Below are 16770 nucleotides of genomic sequence, written 5' to 3' on the forward strand. Positions count from 1 at the left end.
ATCGACTGATTCATTTTCATTAACTAATTCATACAATTTTTACACTTTATTAATAAATATCAAAACATAATATTCATTAATAAAAATTAATCCTAAAAACAAAATCAATTTTTAAAATAATATCTTTGCAAAAGTTTAAGGTTGAGCCAATGCGTTCATTAATAGGGAATCAAGTGAAATAAAATAATTCTTGAGCTGTACCCGCAACTGTAAGCTAATCAACTTATTATAATAAAAACCACTGAACTTTTTAAGTTTGGGAAGGCAATAATAAAGATGCAAGCCAGGAGACCTGCCTTAAATTAATTTCAACTTTCGGGAAGAAAAGTTTATGAAATAAAAATCTTTTATAGGTTTTTTCATGACTGTTTTTTCCTGCAGTGAAGTTTCGGGAATAAAACTTTAATTTAAATATATCATGAAGAAAATCTATTTTCTTATTCTTGCATTTGTATTATCTTTTGCAAATGCCCAAACCGAAGGAGTTTTGGTACTCAACGAAGGCGGCGCCGGAAGCAATACCGCCGAGGTTTCTTTTATAAACAGCCAATCGGTTGTAACCAACAATTATTTTAAACTTAAAAACAATAATGCGACTTTGGGCGACACCGCTCAGGACATTAAAATTTTTGGCGATAAGATTTTTGTGGTTTTAAATATTTCAAATCAGATCAAGGTTATCAACAAATCAGATTTTACTTTAATTACTACAATTTCTGCCAATCTTGATAACCCAAGATATATTGCTTTTAGCGGAAATAAATTCTATGTTACGAATTGGGGTGGAAACGGCTCTGCAACGAACTATGTATCGGTTTATAATCTTAACAATTATGCTCATGAAACCAATATCCCTGTAGGAAACGGGCCTGAAAAAATCTTCAGCAAAAACAACAAATTATATGTTTTGCTAAAAGGTGGTTACGGGCTCAACCATTTTATGGATGTAATCAACACGACGACTAATACTGTAGAATCGCAGGTAAATGTAGGAGACTCACCCAACAGTATTTTTGAAAAAGAAAATTTGCTGTACATTATGAGTTCGGGAGATCCTTATTCTCCGACATCTTTTGGAACGCTTACTGTTTACAACACCACTACGCAAAATACAGTTTCCAGCACAACATTTCCTGTAGGTGTAAAACCTTCTTATATGGATACAGACGGTACGAATATTTACTACATGAATGAAGCTTCGATTTATAAAACACCGATTGCTTCGCCATCAATCATCACTGCTCCGATTGCTGTTACACCAATCACCGTAAACAGTTATGGTACGGCGTATGGTTTTAATGTTGTTAATAATAAAATTTACGCAGCAGATCCTCAAGGTTATATTGCGCCGGGAAAAATTTACACTTACGACTTGCAGGGTTCTTTGCTAAATACTTTTACAGTAACTTCTTTGCCTAATCAGATCATCGCGTATAATGAAGCATCACTTTCTACCACTGAAATTACACAAACACCAAAATTAATTATATATCCAAATCCTACAAGCGACAGATTCTTTGTAAAAGGTTTAAATGACGGTAATATTCTGGTTTACGATTTAAACGGAAGACTTCTCATTAAAGAAAAATACAATGAAAAAGGAATCAATGTAGGTGCACTTTCTAAAGGTGTTTATGTAGTAAAAATTACAGATAAGAATATCAGCTTTAGCGAAAAGTTAATCATTAAGTAATTTTTATAATGAAAAAGGCATCAAGTTTTCTATTTACTTTCATCGTTGCGCTGTATATGTCACAATTTACAGCCAACGATGTAAAGTTTTTTGTAGGTACAGGTTCTCAAACGGCATATTTTGTCGCCGATTTTAAAGACGATACCGATGACAGATCTTATGTTTGGGGCGTGAAATTCAATCCCGGACAAAATATTACCGGTCCGCAAATGCTTCAGATGATAAAAACTGCTGAACCGGCATTTGATTTTGGAACAACTTTCGGAGGAGGATTTTTAGATAAAGTTCAGTTTAACGATCATTCTGCACAGTCTGTACCCGATTATTGGAGTTTATGGGCAGCTGACAACACCAATAACTGGTCGATGGCAGGATGGATGAATAGCGGAACCATCTCAAACGGAGAATGGTATGGCGCAAGTTACGGTTTCAGCAATCCTACAGCTGAAGCTCCTGCAACACCGATTCCGGCATACAGCTCTTTATGGTACAATTCATCACAGATTACCAACTGGATTGGAACAGGAACTAATAAAAGTCTTGTGGTTGTAGATTTCGGAACCGATAATTCTAGCGGAAACGCCAATTCTTTTGTTTTTGGAATTCAGTATAACGGAACAATCACTGCTGAACAAGCTTTACAGTTGATTGATGTTCAAACAAATACATTCAGTTACACTTCTGCAGCCAATCAGGTTTCTACTTTATCATTAAATTCTTTTTCAGGAACGGCAAGCGGAACAAATACCTGGAAACTGTACAAAGGAACCAATTTATCAAACTGGAAAAGCAATGCAAATCTTTCAACGATTACTTTAGCAAATAACGATTGGTTTGGTTTAAGTTTCGGAACAAGAAGACCGTTTACTCCAACAGAAGCGAATGTTAGTTTAAGTGTTTCTGATGCTGTAAAGCAAAGCTTTAAAATTTATCCAAATCCTGCGAGTGATTTTGTGATTATTGAAACTCAGGACAACATTAAAGACATCAACATTTACTCTGTTTCAGGGCAAAAAGTTTTGAATACCCAGAATAAGAAAATCAATATTCAAGGTTTAAAAACGGGTATTTATTTTATTGAAATTAAAACCGATCACTCGACAACGACTCATAAAATTATTAAAAAGTAATTTTTTATTTTTATTAAAAAAAGTTCGGCGCGCCCAAAGGGCTCAGAAATAATGTCATAAAGCTCTTTTTTTAGCTTCAACATTTCTCTTAAATTAATTTCCATATCTGAAGCAACACCCTGAGCTCCACCAGAAGGCTGATGAATCATCACTCTTGAATGCTTCAAAGCAGAACGTTTTCCTTTTTCACCTGCAACCAATAAAACAGCTCCCATTGAAGCGGCAATACCTGTACAGATTGTAGCAAYATCGGGCTTAATGATCTGCATCGTGTCATAAATTCCTAAACCTGCATAAACACTTCCTCCCGGAGAGTTGATATAGATCTGAATGTCTTTTGAAGGATCTGCACTTTCTAAGAATAGCAACTGGGCTGTTACAATGTTTGCAACCTGATCGTCAATTCCTGTTCCCAGGAAAATAATTCGGTCCATCATCAAACGAGAGAAAACGTCCATCTGCGCAACGTTTAATCTTCTTTCCTCCATAATATAAGGCGTAAGATTGGTCGGGTTAAACATTCCCATATACTGATCGGTTACCAAACCGCTGTTTCCTAAATGTTTCGTAGAGAAATCTCTGAATTCTTTTTTAATGTCCATATTTCTATTGGTATTATTTTAAAATTTATTTGAAATGTAAATTACAACTTTTATTCCTAAAAATTTATAGGACTTTTTGTCAGTTTAGGTTGCTGATTTTAGGTTGCTATTTTAGGTTGCAGGATTTAGGTTTTAGGTTTAAGCGTTCAAATCTTTCCGCAAAAATCAAAAATGAATCTTTAATTCCACTTATTTGTGATGAATTAATAAACCATAAATCATTTGAATTTCAATCTATCAACCGACAACTAAAAACCATCAACCAACTATCGCTTTCTATCCACATAAATTCCTTTGATGGGCGAATATTCAATAATATCATTCAGCCTCATAGAAGCCTGTTTAAGCAAGGTAATTTTTTTAATCAATTCAAAATATTTTACCTCATCCGTATTGCTGTATTTTTCGAGCTTTGCAACGGTTTCTTTAATTAAATAATCAATGTAGCGGTATTTATGAAGCAAAACATCACCTTTTATTTGCTCTGCAACTTTATCGCCATAATTGGGCGGATGAATATTTCTGGAACTCCAGTTTTCCAGTTCGTCTAAAGGAATTAAGGCATCAACAACTTTTGTGGTAATTTCTTCATCCATAAAACTGACAAAAAAACTTCCGCTGCGCAGCTCGTCATTTTGAATTCCTTCTTTCACCTGATCAATAATAATTTCGTTTCCTTTTACCAAAAACTGGTATTGCTCTTCTTCAAAATGATGCAGAATTTCTTCAATGACCGTGATTTGATATTCATTATTATGATCGTCTTTCCGTTTTAAAACAACATCGCCAAACATCAGCATATGATCGACCAACTTGTTTTCCATGAATAAAACGTCATACAAATAAGGATCTCCTTTTTCTTCATCAAAAGGTACAATTTCCAATTTTACAGGAGCTGCATTTTCCTTTTGCTGTTGAGCATGTTGATTTTGGTTTTGGGTAACCTGTCTCTGAACATCCAGCTCATTAAACAAGCTCTGCTCAGAAAGACCAAATTTATTCGAAACTTCTTTCAGGTAAACCTCTCTTTTCAAAGCATTCTGAACGAATCCGACAGATTTTACAATATCCCGGATCGCTTCAGCTTTTTTAATAGGATCGTTTCCTACTTCTTTTAAAAGAATCTCAGCTTTAAAATCGATAAAATCAAGCGCCTGATTTTCGATGAATTTTTCAACATATTCCTGCGGATGTTTTCTGGCAAAAGAATCGGGATCATCACCATCGGGAAAAAGAAGAACTCTGATGTTCATTCCTTCCGTCAAAAGCATATCGATGCTTCTGAAGCTCGCTTTTATTCCAGCATTATCACCATCAAAAAGAATCGTCACATTTTCTGTGAGCCTTTTAATTAGTTTAATCTGCTCTGTCGTTAAAGAAGTTCCGGAACTCGCTACAACGTTTTCAATTCCGGACATATGAAGTGAAATCAAGTCCATATAACCTTCCACCAAAAGACAGACATTTTTTCTTGAAATCGCCTGTTTACTCTGGTTTAAACCATATAAAACATTCGATTTATGATAAATTTCTGTTTCCGGGGAGTTGAGATATTTGGCAGTTTTTACGTTATTTTTAAGAATTCTTGCGCCAAAACCTAAAACCCTTCCCGAAAAGCTGTGAATCGGGAACATTACTCTTTCACGGAAACGGTCGATTCCGTTCGGCGCATTTTCAGGGAAAATAGAAAGTCCTGATTTTTCTAAAACTTCCTTTGTATAGCCTTTTTCAATGGCAAATTCGGTAAAAGCATTTTTCTTTTCGGGTGAAAAACCAAGCTGAAATTTTTTGATGATATCATCTTTCAGTTCTCGCTCTCTGAAATACGAAAGTCCGATCGCTCTGCCTTCATCATTTTCCCACTTTTCCTCATGAAACGGACTCAGACCTTTAAAGTTTGATCCCGCTCTCTTCAGCTGCACATATTCGCCAACAATCTCCTCTACGCGGATTGTGGAAAATATTTTATCTATCGTCTGTTTGGAAATCATGACGTAAAAATAAGTAATTTTAAATTGAACTTCGAAACAGAGATTCTTAAGTTAGAATAAATTTTAAGCAAAATCATATGGTTAAAAAATTCAATTTGAATGATTATTTTTGAGAATCAGATTTTTATGATTATGAAAATTTTAAAAAGAATTTTATTCTTCGCAATTTCACTATTTATTGTTTTTGGTATATATCTGGAGTTTGGAGGAAATTATATTTTGAATAAAAATGATAAAAGAATAATTACGTTTAATGTAAGAAATACTGAAAAACTGCCAGAAAATGTAACGACATTTTATAATACAATTTATAAAAACTCATTATCAAAAAATTTATGGAACTTTTATCTTGCGTCAAATTCATCACCTAAAGATTGCCCCTGTCATCAGATGGCACATAAAATAATGCCGCAACTAGGCATTAAAAATAAATCAGGTATTGATTATATTCTTGTAACACGATATATTGAGCATAACTTTACTCAGACTGAATGCTTGAATTTCAATTTAAATACATTTGATTTCTTAGAAAATAGAAAAGGAATTCAGAAAGTTTCAAAATCATTATTTAATAAAACCCCTGAAAATCTTGAGCCTATAGAAATAGCAGAAATATTTGCAATCTACGAAAAGCCTGTAAAAAATAATCGAAATAGAAATCCTGAAAATGCAAAAAAAAGATCTGCATATTTTCATCATTTATATTTACAAAATTTGAGCAAATAATTATCTTTGTTTATGCAATTCACTATTCATCAAATTAATGACTGGCAAAAAGTCGTAGACTCTATTTTACCTGAACTGAAACACAATATCCTTCTTTTAAAAGGAAATCTTGGAGCAGGAAAAACAACCTTTAGTCAATTTCTGCTTAAAAATTTAGGCAGTGAAGACGAAGTAAACTCTCCTACTTATTCGATCGTAAATGAATACAGTTCGCCAAAAGGAAAAATCTACCATTTTGATCTCTACCGTTTAAAAAATATAGATGAAGTATATGATATCGGTATTGAAGAGTATCTCGACAATGCATTTTTGTGCATTATTGAGTGGCCCGAAGTGTATGAAGATGAGCTTTACGGGTTAAATTACCATTCGATGAGCATCAATAATACCGGAGAAAGCAGAGAAATTACATTCGATTAAATATTATATCTTTGCTTATAGAAATCGAATGAAAAAGAAATTTTTTCTGTAAGTCATAATTGAATAAAAATGAGTACTACAAATATTTTTACTCCTTTTTCCGAGGAAGAATTAATGCCAAAGGAAGAGAAGCTGGAAGTTATAAAAAAAGGAAAACAGTTCAGCATAGGAATCCCGAAAGAAACCTGTCTTAACGAGAGAAGAACATGTATAACGCCCGATGCAGTGCAGGTTTTGGTAGAAAACGGTCACGAAATCATCATTGAATCCGGTGCAGGACAAGGCTCATTTTTTACAGATTTACAATACTCAGAATCGGGAGCAAGAATTACTCAGGATGCCAAAGAAGCCTTTTCCCAGGATCTGGTTTTAAAAATTAATCCGCCTACGGAAGAGGAAATCGACTACTTCAAACCTAATACTTACTTGGTTTCTGCGCTTCAGATCAACTTAAGAGACAAAGATTATTTCTTAAAATTAGCCGAAAAGAAAATCAATGCCATTGCTTTTGAATTTATTGTTGATGAATATAAACAACTGGCTTTGGTAAGATTGGTTGGCGAAATTGCCGGAACGGTTTCTATTTTATACGCTTCAGAATTATTAGCCTTATCAAACGGGTTAATGCTTGGCGGAATTACCGGGGTAAGACCTACAGAAGTCGTCATTTTAGGAGCAGGAATCGTTGGCGAATTTGCCACAAAAGCAGCCATCGGTTTAGGAGCAAGCGTAAAAGTTTTTGATAATTCGCTTTCAAAACTAAGAAGACTTCACACTTTGGTCGACAGCAGAGTTCCTACATCAATTATCGACCCTAAAGAGTTAAGCAAAAGCTTAAGAAGAGCCGATGTGGTTATCGGTGCTTTACCAAGACTCAATATGCAGCCCATCGTTACCGAAGATATGGTAATGAACATGAAAAAAGGCAGCGTCATCATCGACATTGTAATCGATAACGGAAAAGCGATCGAAACTTCTGAACTTACCACGATGGATGATCCTTACATCATCAAACACGGCGTAATTCACTGCGGATTACCCAATCTGACATCAAAAATGCCGAGAACAACCACAAAAGCAATCTCTAATTTCTTTCTTTCCTATATTTTAAACTACGATCTGGAAGGTGGTTTTGAAAATATGCTGATCCGCAAAAACGGAATGAAACAAAGCTTGTATATGTACAAAGGCAGACATACCAAAAAAATCATCTGTGACCGCTTCGGGCTTACTTATCATGACATCAATCTTTTAATATTCTAAATTTTCGAAAACTAAGAATCGATCATCATTTATCAATGATCATTCATCAATTATAGATTGTAAAATCAACGTATGAAGAAAATAAAATTCTTTCTGATCGGGCTTATTCCCGGACTTATCATCGTATTTTTTGTACTCAATGCAAAAGGCGCAAGCTGTAGCGGCTATTTACCAAACAGCCGTGTAATTGCCGAAACGCTGTCAAAAGATTTTGAGTATTCTGAAAATTTTAAAAAAGAAATGAATGCTTTAAAAATAAATGAAAATTTTTTAAAAGACAGTATCATTACTTTAGGGAAAATAGATTTTGAACGCAGCCACGCTCAGAAAAAACCTTGTCCGGATTATGTTATCTCTTCTCCCGAGAAAAACCCTGTTTACGAAATCACTTTCGAAAAGTGTGAAGAAAAAGCAGTATTAAATTCTTTGAAAAAGCTTAAATAATTATAATTATTAGCCACGAATACACAAATTTTTAACTGATAATAATTATTCGTGTATTCGTGGCATTTAAAATTTCATCTGAATATTTCTTAAAAAAATGGATGGCAACTACTACATGATTCATGATTACCTGATCTTCATTGCAGTTTTTGCTGTTTTCTTTTTCCTTACGGTAAGTATTTATCTTTTCATTCAGAATCAGCGTTTAAAAAATAAAAATTTAAGGCTTTTTCAAAACAATAAACTCATTGAGCAAAAGCTGCATGAAGTTCAGCTTGAGCACATAGGAACCAAGCTCAATCCGCATTTATTCAAAAACATTCTCAATTCTGTACAGTCGCATGCTTATCAAACGTATATGTCGCTTGACAAACTGGCGAATGTTCTCGACTATATTCTGTACGAAAGCAACAACAAATTTGTAAGTCCGAAAGAAGAGCTAAGCTTTGCTTTAAGCCTTATTGAAATAAATAAAATTAAGGTCAATCCGCTTTTTGATTTTAGAATTAAATCTAAAATAGACAAATCTGATCCTGTTTTTGAAGAAAAAATCTTTGCACCGATGCTTTCTGTTGACTTAATTGAAAATGCTTTTAAGCACACCGATTTTCTTGCGCAGGATTCTTTTATTTCTATCTTTTTAGAACTCGAAGGCGGTATTTTTTCGATGAAAGTAAGCAATAAAGCTTCCCTTAAAAATGTTTTGCACAAAGATCACGGCGGTTTTGGAAGCCAATCTTTAGAAAAGAATATGCGGCAGAAGCTTTTGATCTGAATGTGGTAGATTACGTAAGGAAACCGATAAAAAAAGAAAGGCTGGTTCAGGCATTCGAAAAAGCGGCAGATCTTTTAAACAACAGCCAGAAAAAAGAATCGATCGAATGGAATACCAATCTCGGCAGATCTACTATTTTTACGGCGCAGATTGCTTATATTAAAACCTCAGAAATCGACAGCCGCGATAAAGATATTATCATGAAAGACGGAACTGTAATTGTTCTGAAAAATCTCAATTTCAGGTCTCTTCTGGAAATGCTTCCTTCTAAAGATTTTGCACAGGTAAACAAGAAAGAAATTATTGCTTTATCATCTGTAAAAGTTTTATCAACTAACGAAATAATTACAACAATACCAAACGAAACCGATCAGTTTTTAAAGCTGCAGATTGGGGATATTTACAGAAATTCTTTGATGGAAATGTTGGGGAAATAGTGGTTGGTGATTAGTAATTGGTAATTAGTGAAATTTATAAATTAAATTTTCGAGAGTCTGGTTTTGAAAATATTTACTTTACTTTTTAGCTTAAAAATTATCAGTCTGAAACTTGAATATTTCTTTTATAACTTTTGTGGTGTATAAAATTTCATGCGCTAAAAAAACCTTAAATTGCAAATCTCTTTTTACAGTTCAACGATATTGTTTTTTAACCAAAATATTATGAAAAAAATAAGCCTACTTTTCCTGCTGATGACTGCATTTGGTTTTGCCCAGCAAACAGTTTTAGATAAAAAAATAAAAACAATTATAAAAGATAAAAAAGCAACTGCCGGAATTTCTGTTTTAGGCTTCGACAATGGTTTTAGGTACAATAAAAATGCTGATAAAAAGCTTCCGATGCAGAGTGTCTTTAAATTTCATATTGCAGCAGCGGTTTTAGATTTTGTAGATAAAGGCAAACTTTCTTTAGATCAAAAAGTTTTACTGGATCAATCTAATTTACTGGAAAATACATGGTCACCGCTTCGCGATAAGTATCCGAACGGAAATATTGAAGTTTCTTTACGTGAAATTCTGGAAATGACGGTGGCAAAAAGCGATAATAATGGCTGTGATATTATGCTCAAATTATTGGGTGGTACAGAAACGGTACAAAAATTTATGGATTCTAAAGGCGTGAAAGGTTTTCAGATCAAATACAATGAAGCCGAAATGCATAAAGACTGGAATGTACAGTATGAAAATTACAGCACGACAACTTCGGCAGTAGATGTTCTGAAAAAGTTTTATAACGGGAAATTATTATCTGAAAGATCGACTGATTATCTGATGAAGGTAATGCTTTCTACTTCAACAGGAAAAAATAAACTTATCGGGCAATTGCCAGAAAAAACGCCTGTAGCAAGAAAAACGGGAGCTTCAGGAAAAAACGACAAAGGTTTAACCGGTGCAGAAAATGAGATCGCAATAGTAACGCTACCGAATGGCAAACATTATGCAATAGCAGTATTTATAAGCAATTCTACAGAAACAGACGAGGTGAATTGCAAGATGATTTCAGACATTTCAAAAGCAGTTTGGGATTATTTTAATAAATAAAATTTAAAGCTTAATTTTAAAACCAATAAAATGAAAAAATTATTTTTAGCAATAGCAGTATTCAGTTGTACATTTTTCTTGGCTCAGAAAAGCGAGAATTATATTGAAATAAGCTACAACAGCATTTGTTGCGGGCCACCTTCAAGTACTCCGGTGATGAATCACATCAACAGCTTTCAAAATAAAAAATGCATTCTTGAAGTATATCAACAGTCACGTTTGGGCAGAGAAGGCGAATATAAACTGTTTGTAGGAATTGATGCTCTTTCAAAAAGTAAAAAAGCAGAATTTATGAAAGGGCTTGAAGCTGTTATAAATTCTCAGAATAAATCAAGAAACGAGAATAGTGACGGAATTGTAAATTTTGACAGCCGGAAAATTGTTAAAAAAGAAAATTTAAAAACATTAAATAATTTAACTATATATAAAAAAGAAAATTTAAAATGATCAAAAACATTGTCGTTATCGGAGCGGGAACCATGGGAAATGGTATTGCACATACTTTCGCACAAAGCGGTTTTAGTGTAAATTTAGTAGACGTTTCTCAGGAAGCTTTAGACAGAGGTTTAAAAACGATTACCACAAACCTTGACAGAATAATTGCAAAAGGAAATCTTACAGAAGAGCAAAAAGCAGAAACTTTAGGAAACATCACCACTTTTACCGAGCTGAAAAATGCGGTAACCAATGCAGATTTGGTAGTAGAAGCTGCAACTGAGAATCAAGATTTAAAGCTAAAGATTTTTGCTCAGATGGATGAGTTTGCTCCGGAAAACTGCATTTTATCTACCAATACTTCATCTATTTCTATTACTAAAATTGCTGCTGCTACCAAAAGAGCAGACAAAGTAATCGGCATGCACTTTATGAACCCGGTTCCTATTATGAAACTGGTAGAGATCATCAAAGGCTACTCTACTTCAAAAGAAACGTTTGATGCGATCTATGAAATGAGCAAAACTTTAGGAAAAGTTCCGGTAGAAGTAAACGATTATCCCGGTTTTGTTGCCAACAGAATTTTGATGCCGATGATCAACGAATCGATCGAAACGTTGTACAACGGCGTTGCAGGAGTTGAAGAAATTGACACGGTAATGAAATTAGGAATGGCGCATCCGATGGGACCGCTTCAGCTGGCAGATTTTATTGGTCTTGATGTTTGTCTGGCGATCTTAAACGTGATGTATGATGGTTTCAAAAATCCTAAATACGCGCCAAACCCTTTATTGGTAAACATGGTAATGGCAGGAAAACTGGGCGTAAAATCAGGAGAAGGTTTCTACGATTATTCTGAAAGCAAAAAAGCTGAGAAAGTGGCAAAAATGCTTAGTGATGACCATTTTACGTTTTTTATTGAATGAAAAAGGGAGACTAAGCCCTGATTCTATTAACTATATGAGATTTGCTCATGTTTTCCCGGTAATTGATAATACAACAACTCCTGCAGGTTATCCTTTAAGCATAAAGCTTTTTACGTTTTTCGGGTTTGATGAATTCTGGAGCAGTAAATTTGTAGGGATTTTAGCATTATTATTTATACTTTTTTTCACATGGAAAAAGAATTTTTACTTTAAAGAATCTGTACTCGTTTGTTCAGTATTCAGTTTTCTTTCTATTTTTTCTTTCACGATGAGTGAGGCGCTTATTCTGCCTTTTGTCATTATATTTATTTACATTTCGAATCTTACCATTGAAGGAAAACTCACAAAATGGAAGGCTGTATTTTATATTTCTCTACTGCTGATTATTCTTTATAATATAAGATACAGCGCGTTATTTATTATAGGTACAACCGGACTTTTCGGCTTGATTTACTGGAGAAAAAAATACGGTTCTACATTTATTATTTCGGGAGCAATCGGGCTTGCTTTTGTTGTTTTATTTAAATTATTCTACATCGATTATTTTAATGAAAACTATATAAAAGACTCTCTGATTATCGGGATTCATCCGACATCAAAACTATTAAAGGAATTATATTTAGGTCTTTGTGTAAGCTTTAATCCTTTCATTCATATGCCTGATCCAAATGGCGGAAAAATAAACTATGCAATTTACGGAATTGGTTTTCTTAACATTATTTTGATGATCTATCTTTTCCTGAAACAGAAACTCACTGAGGCAGAAATCTTTTTTATCATGTTAGGAATCTGCGGTATAATCTGCTCGTTTACAGTACAATATTTTTATCCTGTAAATGCAATTGATTATCGGCTGATTGCTCCATTTACAATAGCTACATGGTTGATTTATTTTAATAAATTATTTAAAATTTTTAATCTTAAAACCTACATCCTTGGTATTTTAAGTCTCTGCTCCGGAATGCTTTTCACATGGCTGTCTAAAGGAAATTATCTCGAAAACAGGAAAATTGCAAAAGAATATCTTAAAAAGGAAAAACTCGATAAAGTGCCGCTGAAGTTTTTTGTAATTGAAGAAAAAAATCTTGACAAGATACAGATAGCAGAACTTTTAAGCACCGTAAATGCTGATCTGGAACTCACCTCTACTCCTTCAGATACTTTGCAGAGAACGACTTTAACCGAGCATAAAGTTTTACAAAAAATTAAAATCGACAAGAACAAATACCAATAATTTTATTATCTTTGATTCAAAGTTAAAACATTAAAAAAATGAAATTACCAAAGTTTTTATTAGCAGATAATTCGGAATTTCCTGAAGATTTATTCGTAGTACATACAGAATATCCAAGATTCATCTTAAACGTTGAAGAGGAAGAAGTAGAATGGCTTGATGATCTGGAAGGAGACGATGAAGAAACTATGGCAGACGAAGCGACTAAAGTAGTAGAAGCAGCGTTCAAATGGTGCGACGAAGAGTTGGCTAAGTACGACGAAGAAGATGAAGAATAAGAAAAATTATTTATAAAAAAAGGAACTCAATTGAGTTCCTTTTTTATTTCTATTCAGATTTGTTGAATTTTAACAGCAACAAATTATCCTGATACAATTCTAAAGTAGTTCCGGAAACCACATATTTATTGGCTTTCTGCAGCATATCCAGGAAATTCTGCTCAACGCTCATATTATTACAAGCCATTTTGGTAGATCCTACCTGTGAAGCTTCGAATTTTCCAGATGCAGTTTCCATCGTTATCCCGCCAAAATACCTGTTGCAACCTGCGTTTCCGTTGATCTTTGAACCTTCTACATTCAAAGTAGGAATCTGCCCTTTTACGTTATCTGCTAAAACCCATTTTGTATTGGCAATTGATGGTTGTGCTTTACCAACTTTTGATGAAGACGTGTTTTTCATCGTTCCGCAAGATGCCAAAACGGCAAATGTGCATATACTTAAAAAAAGATTTTTCATTTTTAATTTTGATTTAATTCAAATTTACGGAAATTATTATTACTTTATTTCTAAAATAAAGATTTATGTTTAAATAAGAGTCTCTTTTTACCAATAAAAAAACGGACCAAAGTCCGTTTCTATTGTATGGTAAAAAAATTTTCTTTTATCCTCTCAATTCTGCATTAAACTCTTTCTGGAAAGATTTAATCAAAGAATCCATTACCTGAGAAATTTCCTTTTCTTCAAGAGTTTTTTCTTCGTTTAACAATTCAAAACTCATTGCGTAAGATTTCTTACCTTCCGGAAGATTTTTTCCTTCGTAAACATCAAAAAGATTAATGTTTTTAATGAACGGAGATTTATTCTTTTTAGCCGTCTGATACAATTCCTGATACGTAATGTTTTTATCAATCAACAGTGCTAAATCTCTTCTGATTTTGTTGAATTTAGGAATATCTTTAAACTTCAATTCGTTTTTAGAGCGCAATTCCTGAGCAAATTCAAGCTCGATTTCTGCGTAGAAACATTCCTGGTCTACATCAAAATCTTTCAGCATTTGAGGCGCTACTTTTCCGATTCTTACCAAAGTTTTGCCATTATTTTCATAAGCAATTGCATCAGAGAATCTTTCATCATCCAAAGCAACTTCTTTATAATCAATTGCCAGTCTTTCTAATAAAACTTTCACATATGCTTTCAGATTGTAAAAATCTGTTGCTGATTTTGGCTGCAACCAGTTTTCGGCAACGTTTCTTCCTGAAACCAAAACAGCCAGCTGTTTTCTTTCTTCGTACTTCTCTTTTTTATGATAGATTTTTCCGAATTCAAAAAATTTAACATCCTGATTTTTCCTGTTGATATTGTAAACCGCATTCTGCAAAAGTCCTTCCAATAAAGACTTTCTCATAAATGCTAAATCTCCGCTTAAAGGGTTTAATAATTTCACAGCATCAGTTTCATCTTTTACAGAAGTTAATGAATTGTTCATTACTTCGTTGAAACCTAAACTCTGTAAAGTTCTCGCCCAAGAATTTTCCAATTCGTCCTGATCATTTGCACTTAATTTCACAGGGGTAAAAGATATTTTTTGAGGCGCATCGATTTTGTTGTAACCGTAGATTCTCAAAATCTCTTCGATAACGTCGATTTCTCTTGTAACATCGGCTCTGTAAGCAGGAACAGAAATTTCAAAACCATTCTGAATATCATTTAAAACCTGAATTTCAAGTGCTTTTAAAATTTCTTTTACTTTTTCTCTGTGAATTTTTGTTCCTAAAATCTGTTCGATTTTTGAAAATCTTACAATGATATAATTATCTTCAATTTTCTTTGGATATTCTTCCAACAGCTCTCCTACCAACTTTCCTTCTGCCAATTCTTCAATTAATTTAATTGCATGAGTAATCGCCGTTCTGGTAATATTTGGATCAACTCCTCTTTCAAATCTGAAAGAAGCATCGGTATTCAAACCATGGAATTTTGCACCTTTTCTTACCGCAACCGGATTGAAATAAGCACTTTCCAGGAAGATCGTTTTTGTTTCATTTGAAACTCCTGAATTTGCACCACCGAAAACTCCGGCAATACACATCGGGTTATCTTTTCCGTCTTTAATGATGATTTCAGAACCGTTCAACGTTCTTTCAACACCATCCAAAGTCGTGAATTTTGTTCCTTCAGCAACGGTTCCTACTTTTACTTTTTTGTCTGCAATTTTATCTGCATCAAAAGCATGAAGCGGCTGTCCGAAACCGTGAAGAATATAGTTTGTAATATCTACAATATTATTGATCGGGCTTAAACCGATTGCTTTCAATTTGTCTTTTAACCAAGACGGAGAATCTGCAACTTTTACGTTTTCAATAACAGCTCCGATATATCTCGGCGTCAATTCTGTATTTTCAACTTCAAGTGTGAAATTGTGAGAACCTTCGTTATTTAAAGCAACAGAAGAAACTTTTTCAAATTCAGATTTCTGCTGATTAGTCGAAAGAAAAGCATGCAAATCTCTTGCAACACCGTAATGTGACATTGCATCGGTTCTATTTGGCGTTAAACCGATTTCAAGAACTTCGTCATTGGTTAATTCAAAATAATCGGCAAAGTTTTTCCCGACTTCATATTTTGTTTCGTCTAAAACCATAATTCCGCCGTGATCGTCGCTTAAACCTAATTCGTCTTCTGCGCAGATCATTCCCTGAGAAACCTCACCTCTGATTTTTGCCTCTTTAATCTCGAAAAAGCTTCCGTCTTTAGCATAAATTTTAGTTCCGACTACGGCAACAGGAACGGTTTGTCCTTCAGCAACATTCGGAGCACCGCAAACAATGTTTAAAACTTTTCCGTTTCCTACGTCTACTGTGGTTTTATTTAATTTATCAGCATTCGGATGTTTCTCACAAGTCAAAACTTTTCCTACAACGATGCCTTCAAGACTTCCCTTTACACTTTCAAACTTTTCGATTCCCTCTACTTCAAGACCGATATCGGTAAGAAACTCACCGATTCTTTCGGTTTTCAGTTCTGTTTTGATGTAGTCTTTCAGCCAGTTGCTTGATATTTTCATATACAGATTTCTATTTTTTTTTTAAAGGTCATATGCAATCGCATCATCTTCATCGAGGGCTTTCCTTCCAAATCATGGCGATTTCATTTGTAGAATTTTAAAAATTTAATCTTCAGATCTTGTATTCATCATTTTTAAGAACAATGATACAGTTCTGAATTTGAGTCTACAAATGTCGTGTTTTTTTAAGAAATACCGAAATTCAAAAAGGTTAAAAAAATCATATTAAAGCTTATCGGTGGATTAGAAACATATTGAATAAGAAATGTATTTTTAATGTAAATAAATCTCAGCCATATTTAGC

17 protein-coding genes and 1 riboswitch are annotated in these 16770 nt (G+C 33.8%); of the genes, 13 read left to right on the forward strand and 4 right to left on the reverse strand.

The genetic code is table 11. The features are described from left to right. Positions 1 to 121: 121 nt before the first annotated feature. Positions 122 to 314, forward strand: a riboswitch (cobalamin riboswitch). Positions 315 to 418: 104 nt separating this feature from the next. Both AB4Y90_RS15370 and AB4Y90_RS15375 read left to right on the forward strand, forming a co-directional pair. Further along, positions 419 to 1693, forward strand: a complete 1275-nt coding sequence (locus AB4Y90_RS15370; protein WP_441558427.1) for a T9SS type A sorting domain-containing protein — start codon at positions 419 to 421, stop codon at positions 1691 to 1693. Positions 1694 to 1701: 8 nt separating this feature from the next. Then, positions 1702 to 2823, forward strand: coding sequence for a T9SS type A sorting domain-containing protein (locus AB4Y90_RS15375; RefSeq protein WP_441558429.1), 1122 nt, complete (start codon positions 1702 to 1704; stop codon positions 2821 to 2823). On the opposite strand, the gene AB4Y90_RS15380 is transcribed toward AB4Y90_RS15375, so the two are convergent. Next, positions 2802 to 3425, reverse strand: coding sequence for an ATP-dependent Clp protease proteolytic subunit (locus tag AB4Y90_RS15380; protein WP_441558431.1), 624 nt, complete (start codon positions 3423 to 3425; stop codon positions 2802 to 2804). The two genes, AB4Y90_RS15375 and AB4Y90_RS15380, sit on opposite strands and share 22 nt — an antisense overlap. Before the next feature lie 266 nt (positions 3426 to 3691). Then, complete coding sequence (gene dnaG, locus AB4Y90_RS15385) at positions 3692 to 5416, reverse strand: DNA primase (protein WP_441558433.1); 1725 nt, start codon at positions 5414 to 5416, stop codon at positions 3692 to 3694. Between the two features lie 99 nt (positions 5417 to 5515). Between dnaG and AB4Y90_RS15390 the strand changes: the two genes are divergently transcribed. The 11 genes from AB4Y90_RS15390 to AB4Y90_RS15440 all read left to right on the forward strand — a co-directional run bounded on the left by AB4Y90_RS15390 (position 5516) and on the right by AB4Y90_RS15440 (position 13458). Then, entirely contained in the window at positions 5516 to 6142 is a 627-nt protein-coding gene (locus AB4Y90_RS15390) for a transglycosylase domain-containing protein (protein ID WP_441558434.1), read from the forward strand. A 12-nt stretch (positions 6143 to 6154) separates the two neighbouring features. After that, positions 6155 to 6562 (forward strand): tRNA (adenosine(37)-N6)-threonylcarbamoyltransferase complex ATPase subunit type 1 TsaE, encoded by a 408-nt coding sequence (tsaE, locus tag AB4Y90_RS15395; RefSeq protein WP_441558436.1) that lies wholly within the window; start codon positions 6155 to 6157, stop codon positions 6560 to 6562. A 69-nt stretch (positions 6563 to 6631) separates the two neighbouring features. Further along, positions 6632 to 7825: an alanine dehydrogenase gene (locus tag AB4Y90_RS15400; protein WP_441558437.1), complete on the forward strand. Its 1194-nt coding sequence runs from the start codon at positions 6632 to 6634 to the stop codon at positions 7823 to 7825. A gap of 72 nt (positions 7826 to 7897) precedes the next feature. Continuing rightward, positions 7898 to 8269 carry a hypothetical protein gene (locus tag AB4Y90_RS15405; protein ID WP_441558439.1) on the forward strand — a complete coding sequence of 124 codons (372 nt, stop codon included), beginning with the start codon at positions 7898 to 7900 and terminating at the stop codon, positions 8267 to 8269. Between the two features lie 97 nt (positions 8270 to 8366). Beyond that, on the forward strand, positions 8367 to 9044 hold the full coding sequence (locus AB4Y90_RS15410; protein WP_441558441.1) for a histidine kinase: 678 nt from the start codon (positions 8367 to 8369) through the stop codon (positions 9042 to 9044). Between the two features lie 2 nt (positions 9045 to 9046). Continuing rightward, positions 9047 to 9481: a hypothetical protein gene (locus AB4Y90_RS15415; protein ID WP_441558442.1), complete on the forward strand. Its 435-nt coding sequence runs from the start codon at positions 9047 to 9049 to the stop codon at positions 9479 to 9481. A gap of 225 nt (positions 9482 to 9706) precedes the next feature. Next, entirely contained in the window at positions 9707 to 10585 is an 879-nt protein-coding gene (gene bla-A, locus AB4Y90_RS15420; RefSeq protein WP_441558444.1) for a CGA/CIA family class A beta-lactamase, read from the forward strand. A gap of 30 nt (positions 10586 to 10615) precedes the next feature. Continuing rightward, the gene (locus AB4Y90_RS15425) at positions 10616 to 11032 is read left to right on the forward strand and encodes a hypothetical protein (protein ID WP_441558445.1); all 417 of its coding nucleotides are present in this window, start codon (positions 10616 to 10618) and stop codon (positions 11030 to 11032) included. Then, positions 11032 to 11946 (forward strand): 3-hydroxybutyryl-CoA dehydrogenase, encoded by a 915-nt coding sequence (locus AB4Y90_RS15430; RefSeq protein WP_441558452.1) that lies wholly within the window; start codon positions 11032 to 11034, stop codon positions 11944 to 11946. Before AB4Y90_RS15425 ends, AB4Y90_RS15430 begins: the two co-directional genes overlap by 1 nt. Then, positions 11918 to 13180, forward strand: a complete 1263-nt coding sequence (locus tag AB4Y90_RS15435; protein ID WP_441558447.1) for a hypothetical protein — start codon at positions 11918 to 11920, stop codon at positions 13178 to 13180. The genes AB4Y90_RS15430 and AB4Y90_RS15435 overlap by 29 nt, the downstream gene beginning before the upstream one ends. 38 nt (positions 13181 to 13218) lie before the next feature. Further along, positions 13219 to 13458: a hypothetical protein gene (locus tag AB4Y90_RS15440; protein ID WP_378181532.1), complete on the forward strand. Its 240-nt coding sequence runs from the start codon at positions 13219 to 13221 to the stop codon at positions 13456 to 13458. 49 nt (positions 13459 to 13507) lie between these two features. Here AB4Y90_RS15440 and AB4Y90_RS15445 read toward each other — a convergent pair whose 3' ends face one another. Both AB4Y90_RS15445 and pheT read right to left on the reverse strand, forming a co-directional pair. Further along, on the reverse strand, positions 13508 to 13918 hold the full coding sequence (locus tag AB4Y90_RS15445) for an META domain-containing protein (protein ID WP_441558448.1): 411 nt from the start codon (positions 13916 to 13918) through the stop codon (positions 13508 to 13510). Between the two features lie 145 nt (positions 13919 to 14063). Beyond that, entirely contained in the window at positions 14064 to 16466 is a 2403-nt protein-coding gene (gene pheT / locus AB4Y90_RS15450; protein WP_441558450.1) for a phenylalanine--tRNA ligase subunit beta, read from the reverse strand. Positions 16467 to 16770: the final 304 nt, after the last annotated feature.

Source organism: Chryseobacterium sp. 2TAF14 (assembly GCF_052115105.1).
GTDB lineage: Bacteria > Bacteroidota > Bacteroidia > Flavobacteriales > Weeksellaceae > Chryseobacterium.

Coding starts and splice junctions, on each gene's coding strand:
- AB4Y90_RS15370 (WP_441558427.1), top strand. CDS start 419: ATGAAGAAAATCTATTTTCTTATTCTTGCATTTGTATTATCTTTTGCA.
- AB4Y90_RS15375 (WP_441558429.1), top strand. CDS start 1,702: ATGAAAAAGGCATCAAGTTTTCTATTTACTTTCATCGTTGCGCTGTAT.
- dnaG (WP_441558433.1), bottom strand. CDS start 5,416: ATGATTTCCAAACAGACGATAGATAAAATATTTTCCACAATCCGCGTA.
- AB4Y90_RS15390 (WP_441558434.1), top strand. CDS start 5,516: ATGATTATTTTTGAGAATCAGATTTTTATGATTATGAAAATTTTAAAA.
- tsaE (WP_441558436.1), top strand. CDS start 6,155: ATGCAATTCACTATTCATCAAATTAATGACTGGCAAAAAGTCGTAGAC.
- AB4Y90_RS15400 (WP_441558437.1), top strand. CDS start 6,632: ATGAGTACTACAAATATTTTTACTCCTTTTTCCGAGGAAGAATTAATG.
- AB4Y90_RS15405 (WP_441558439.1), top strand. CDS start 7,898: ATGAAGAAAATAAAATTCTTTCTGATCGGGCTTATTCCCGGACTTATC.
- AB4Y90_RS15410 (WP_441558441.1), top strand. CDS start 8,367: ATGGATGGCAACTACTACATGATTCATGATTACCTGATCTTCATTGCA.
- bla-A (WP_441558444.1), top strand. CDS start 9,707: ATGAAAAAAATAAGCCTACTTTTCCTGCTGATGACTGCATTTGGTTTT.
- AB4Y90_RS15425 (WP_441558445.1), top strand. CDS start 10,616: ATGAAAAAATTATTTTTAGCAATAGCAGTATTCAGTTGTACATTTTTC.
- AB4Y90_RS15435 (WP_441558447.1), top strand. CDS start 11,918: ATGACCATTTTACGTTTTTTATTGAATGAAAAAGGGAGACTAAGCCCT.
- AB4Y90_RS15440 (WP_378181532.1), top strand. CDS start 13,219: ATGAAATTACCAAAGTTTTTATTAGCAGATAATTCGGAATTTCCTGAA.
- AB4Y90_RS15445 (WP_441558448.1), bottom strand. CDS start 13,918: ATGAAAAATCTTTTTTTAAGTATATGCACATTTGCCGTTTTGGCATCT.
- pheT (WP_441558450.1), bottom strand. CDS start 16,466: ATGAAAATATCAAGCAACTGGCTGAAAGACTACATCAAAACAGAACTG.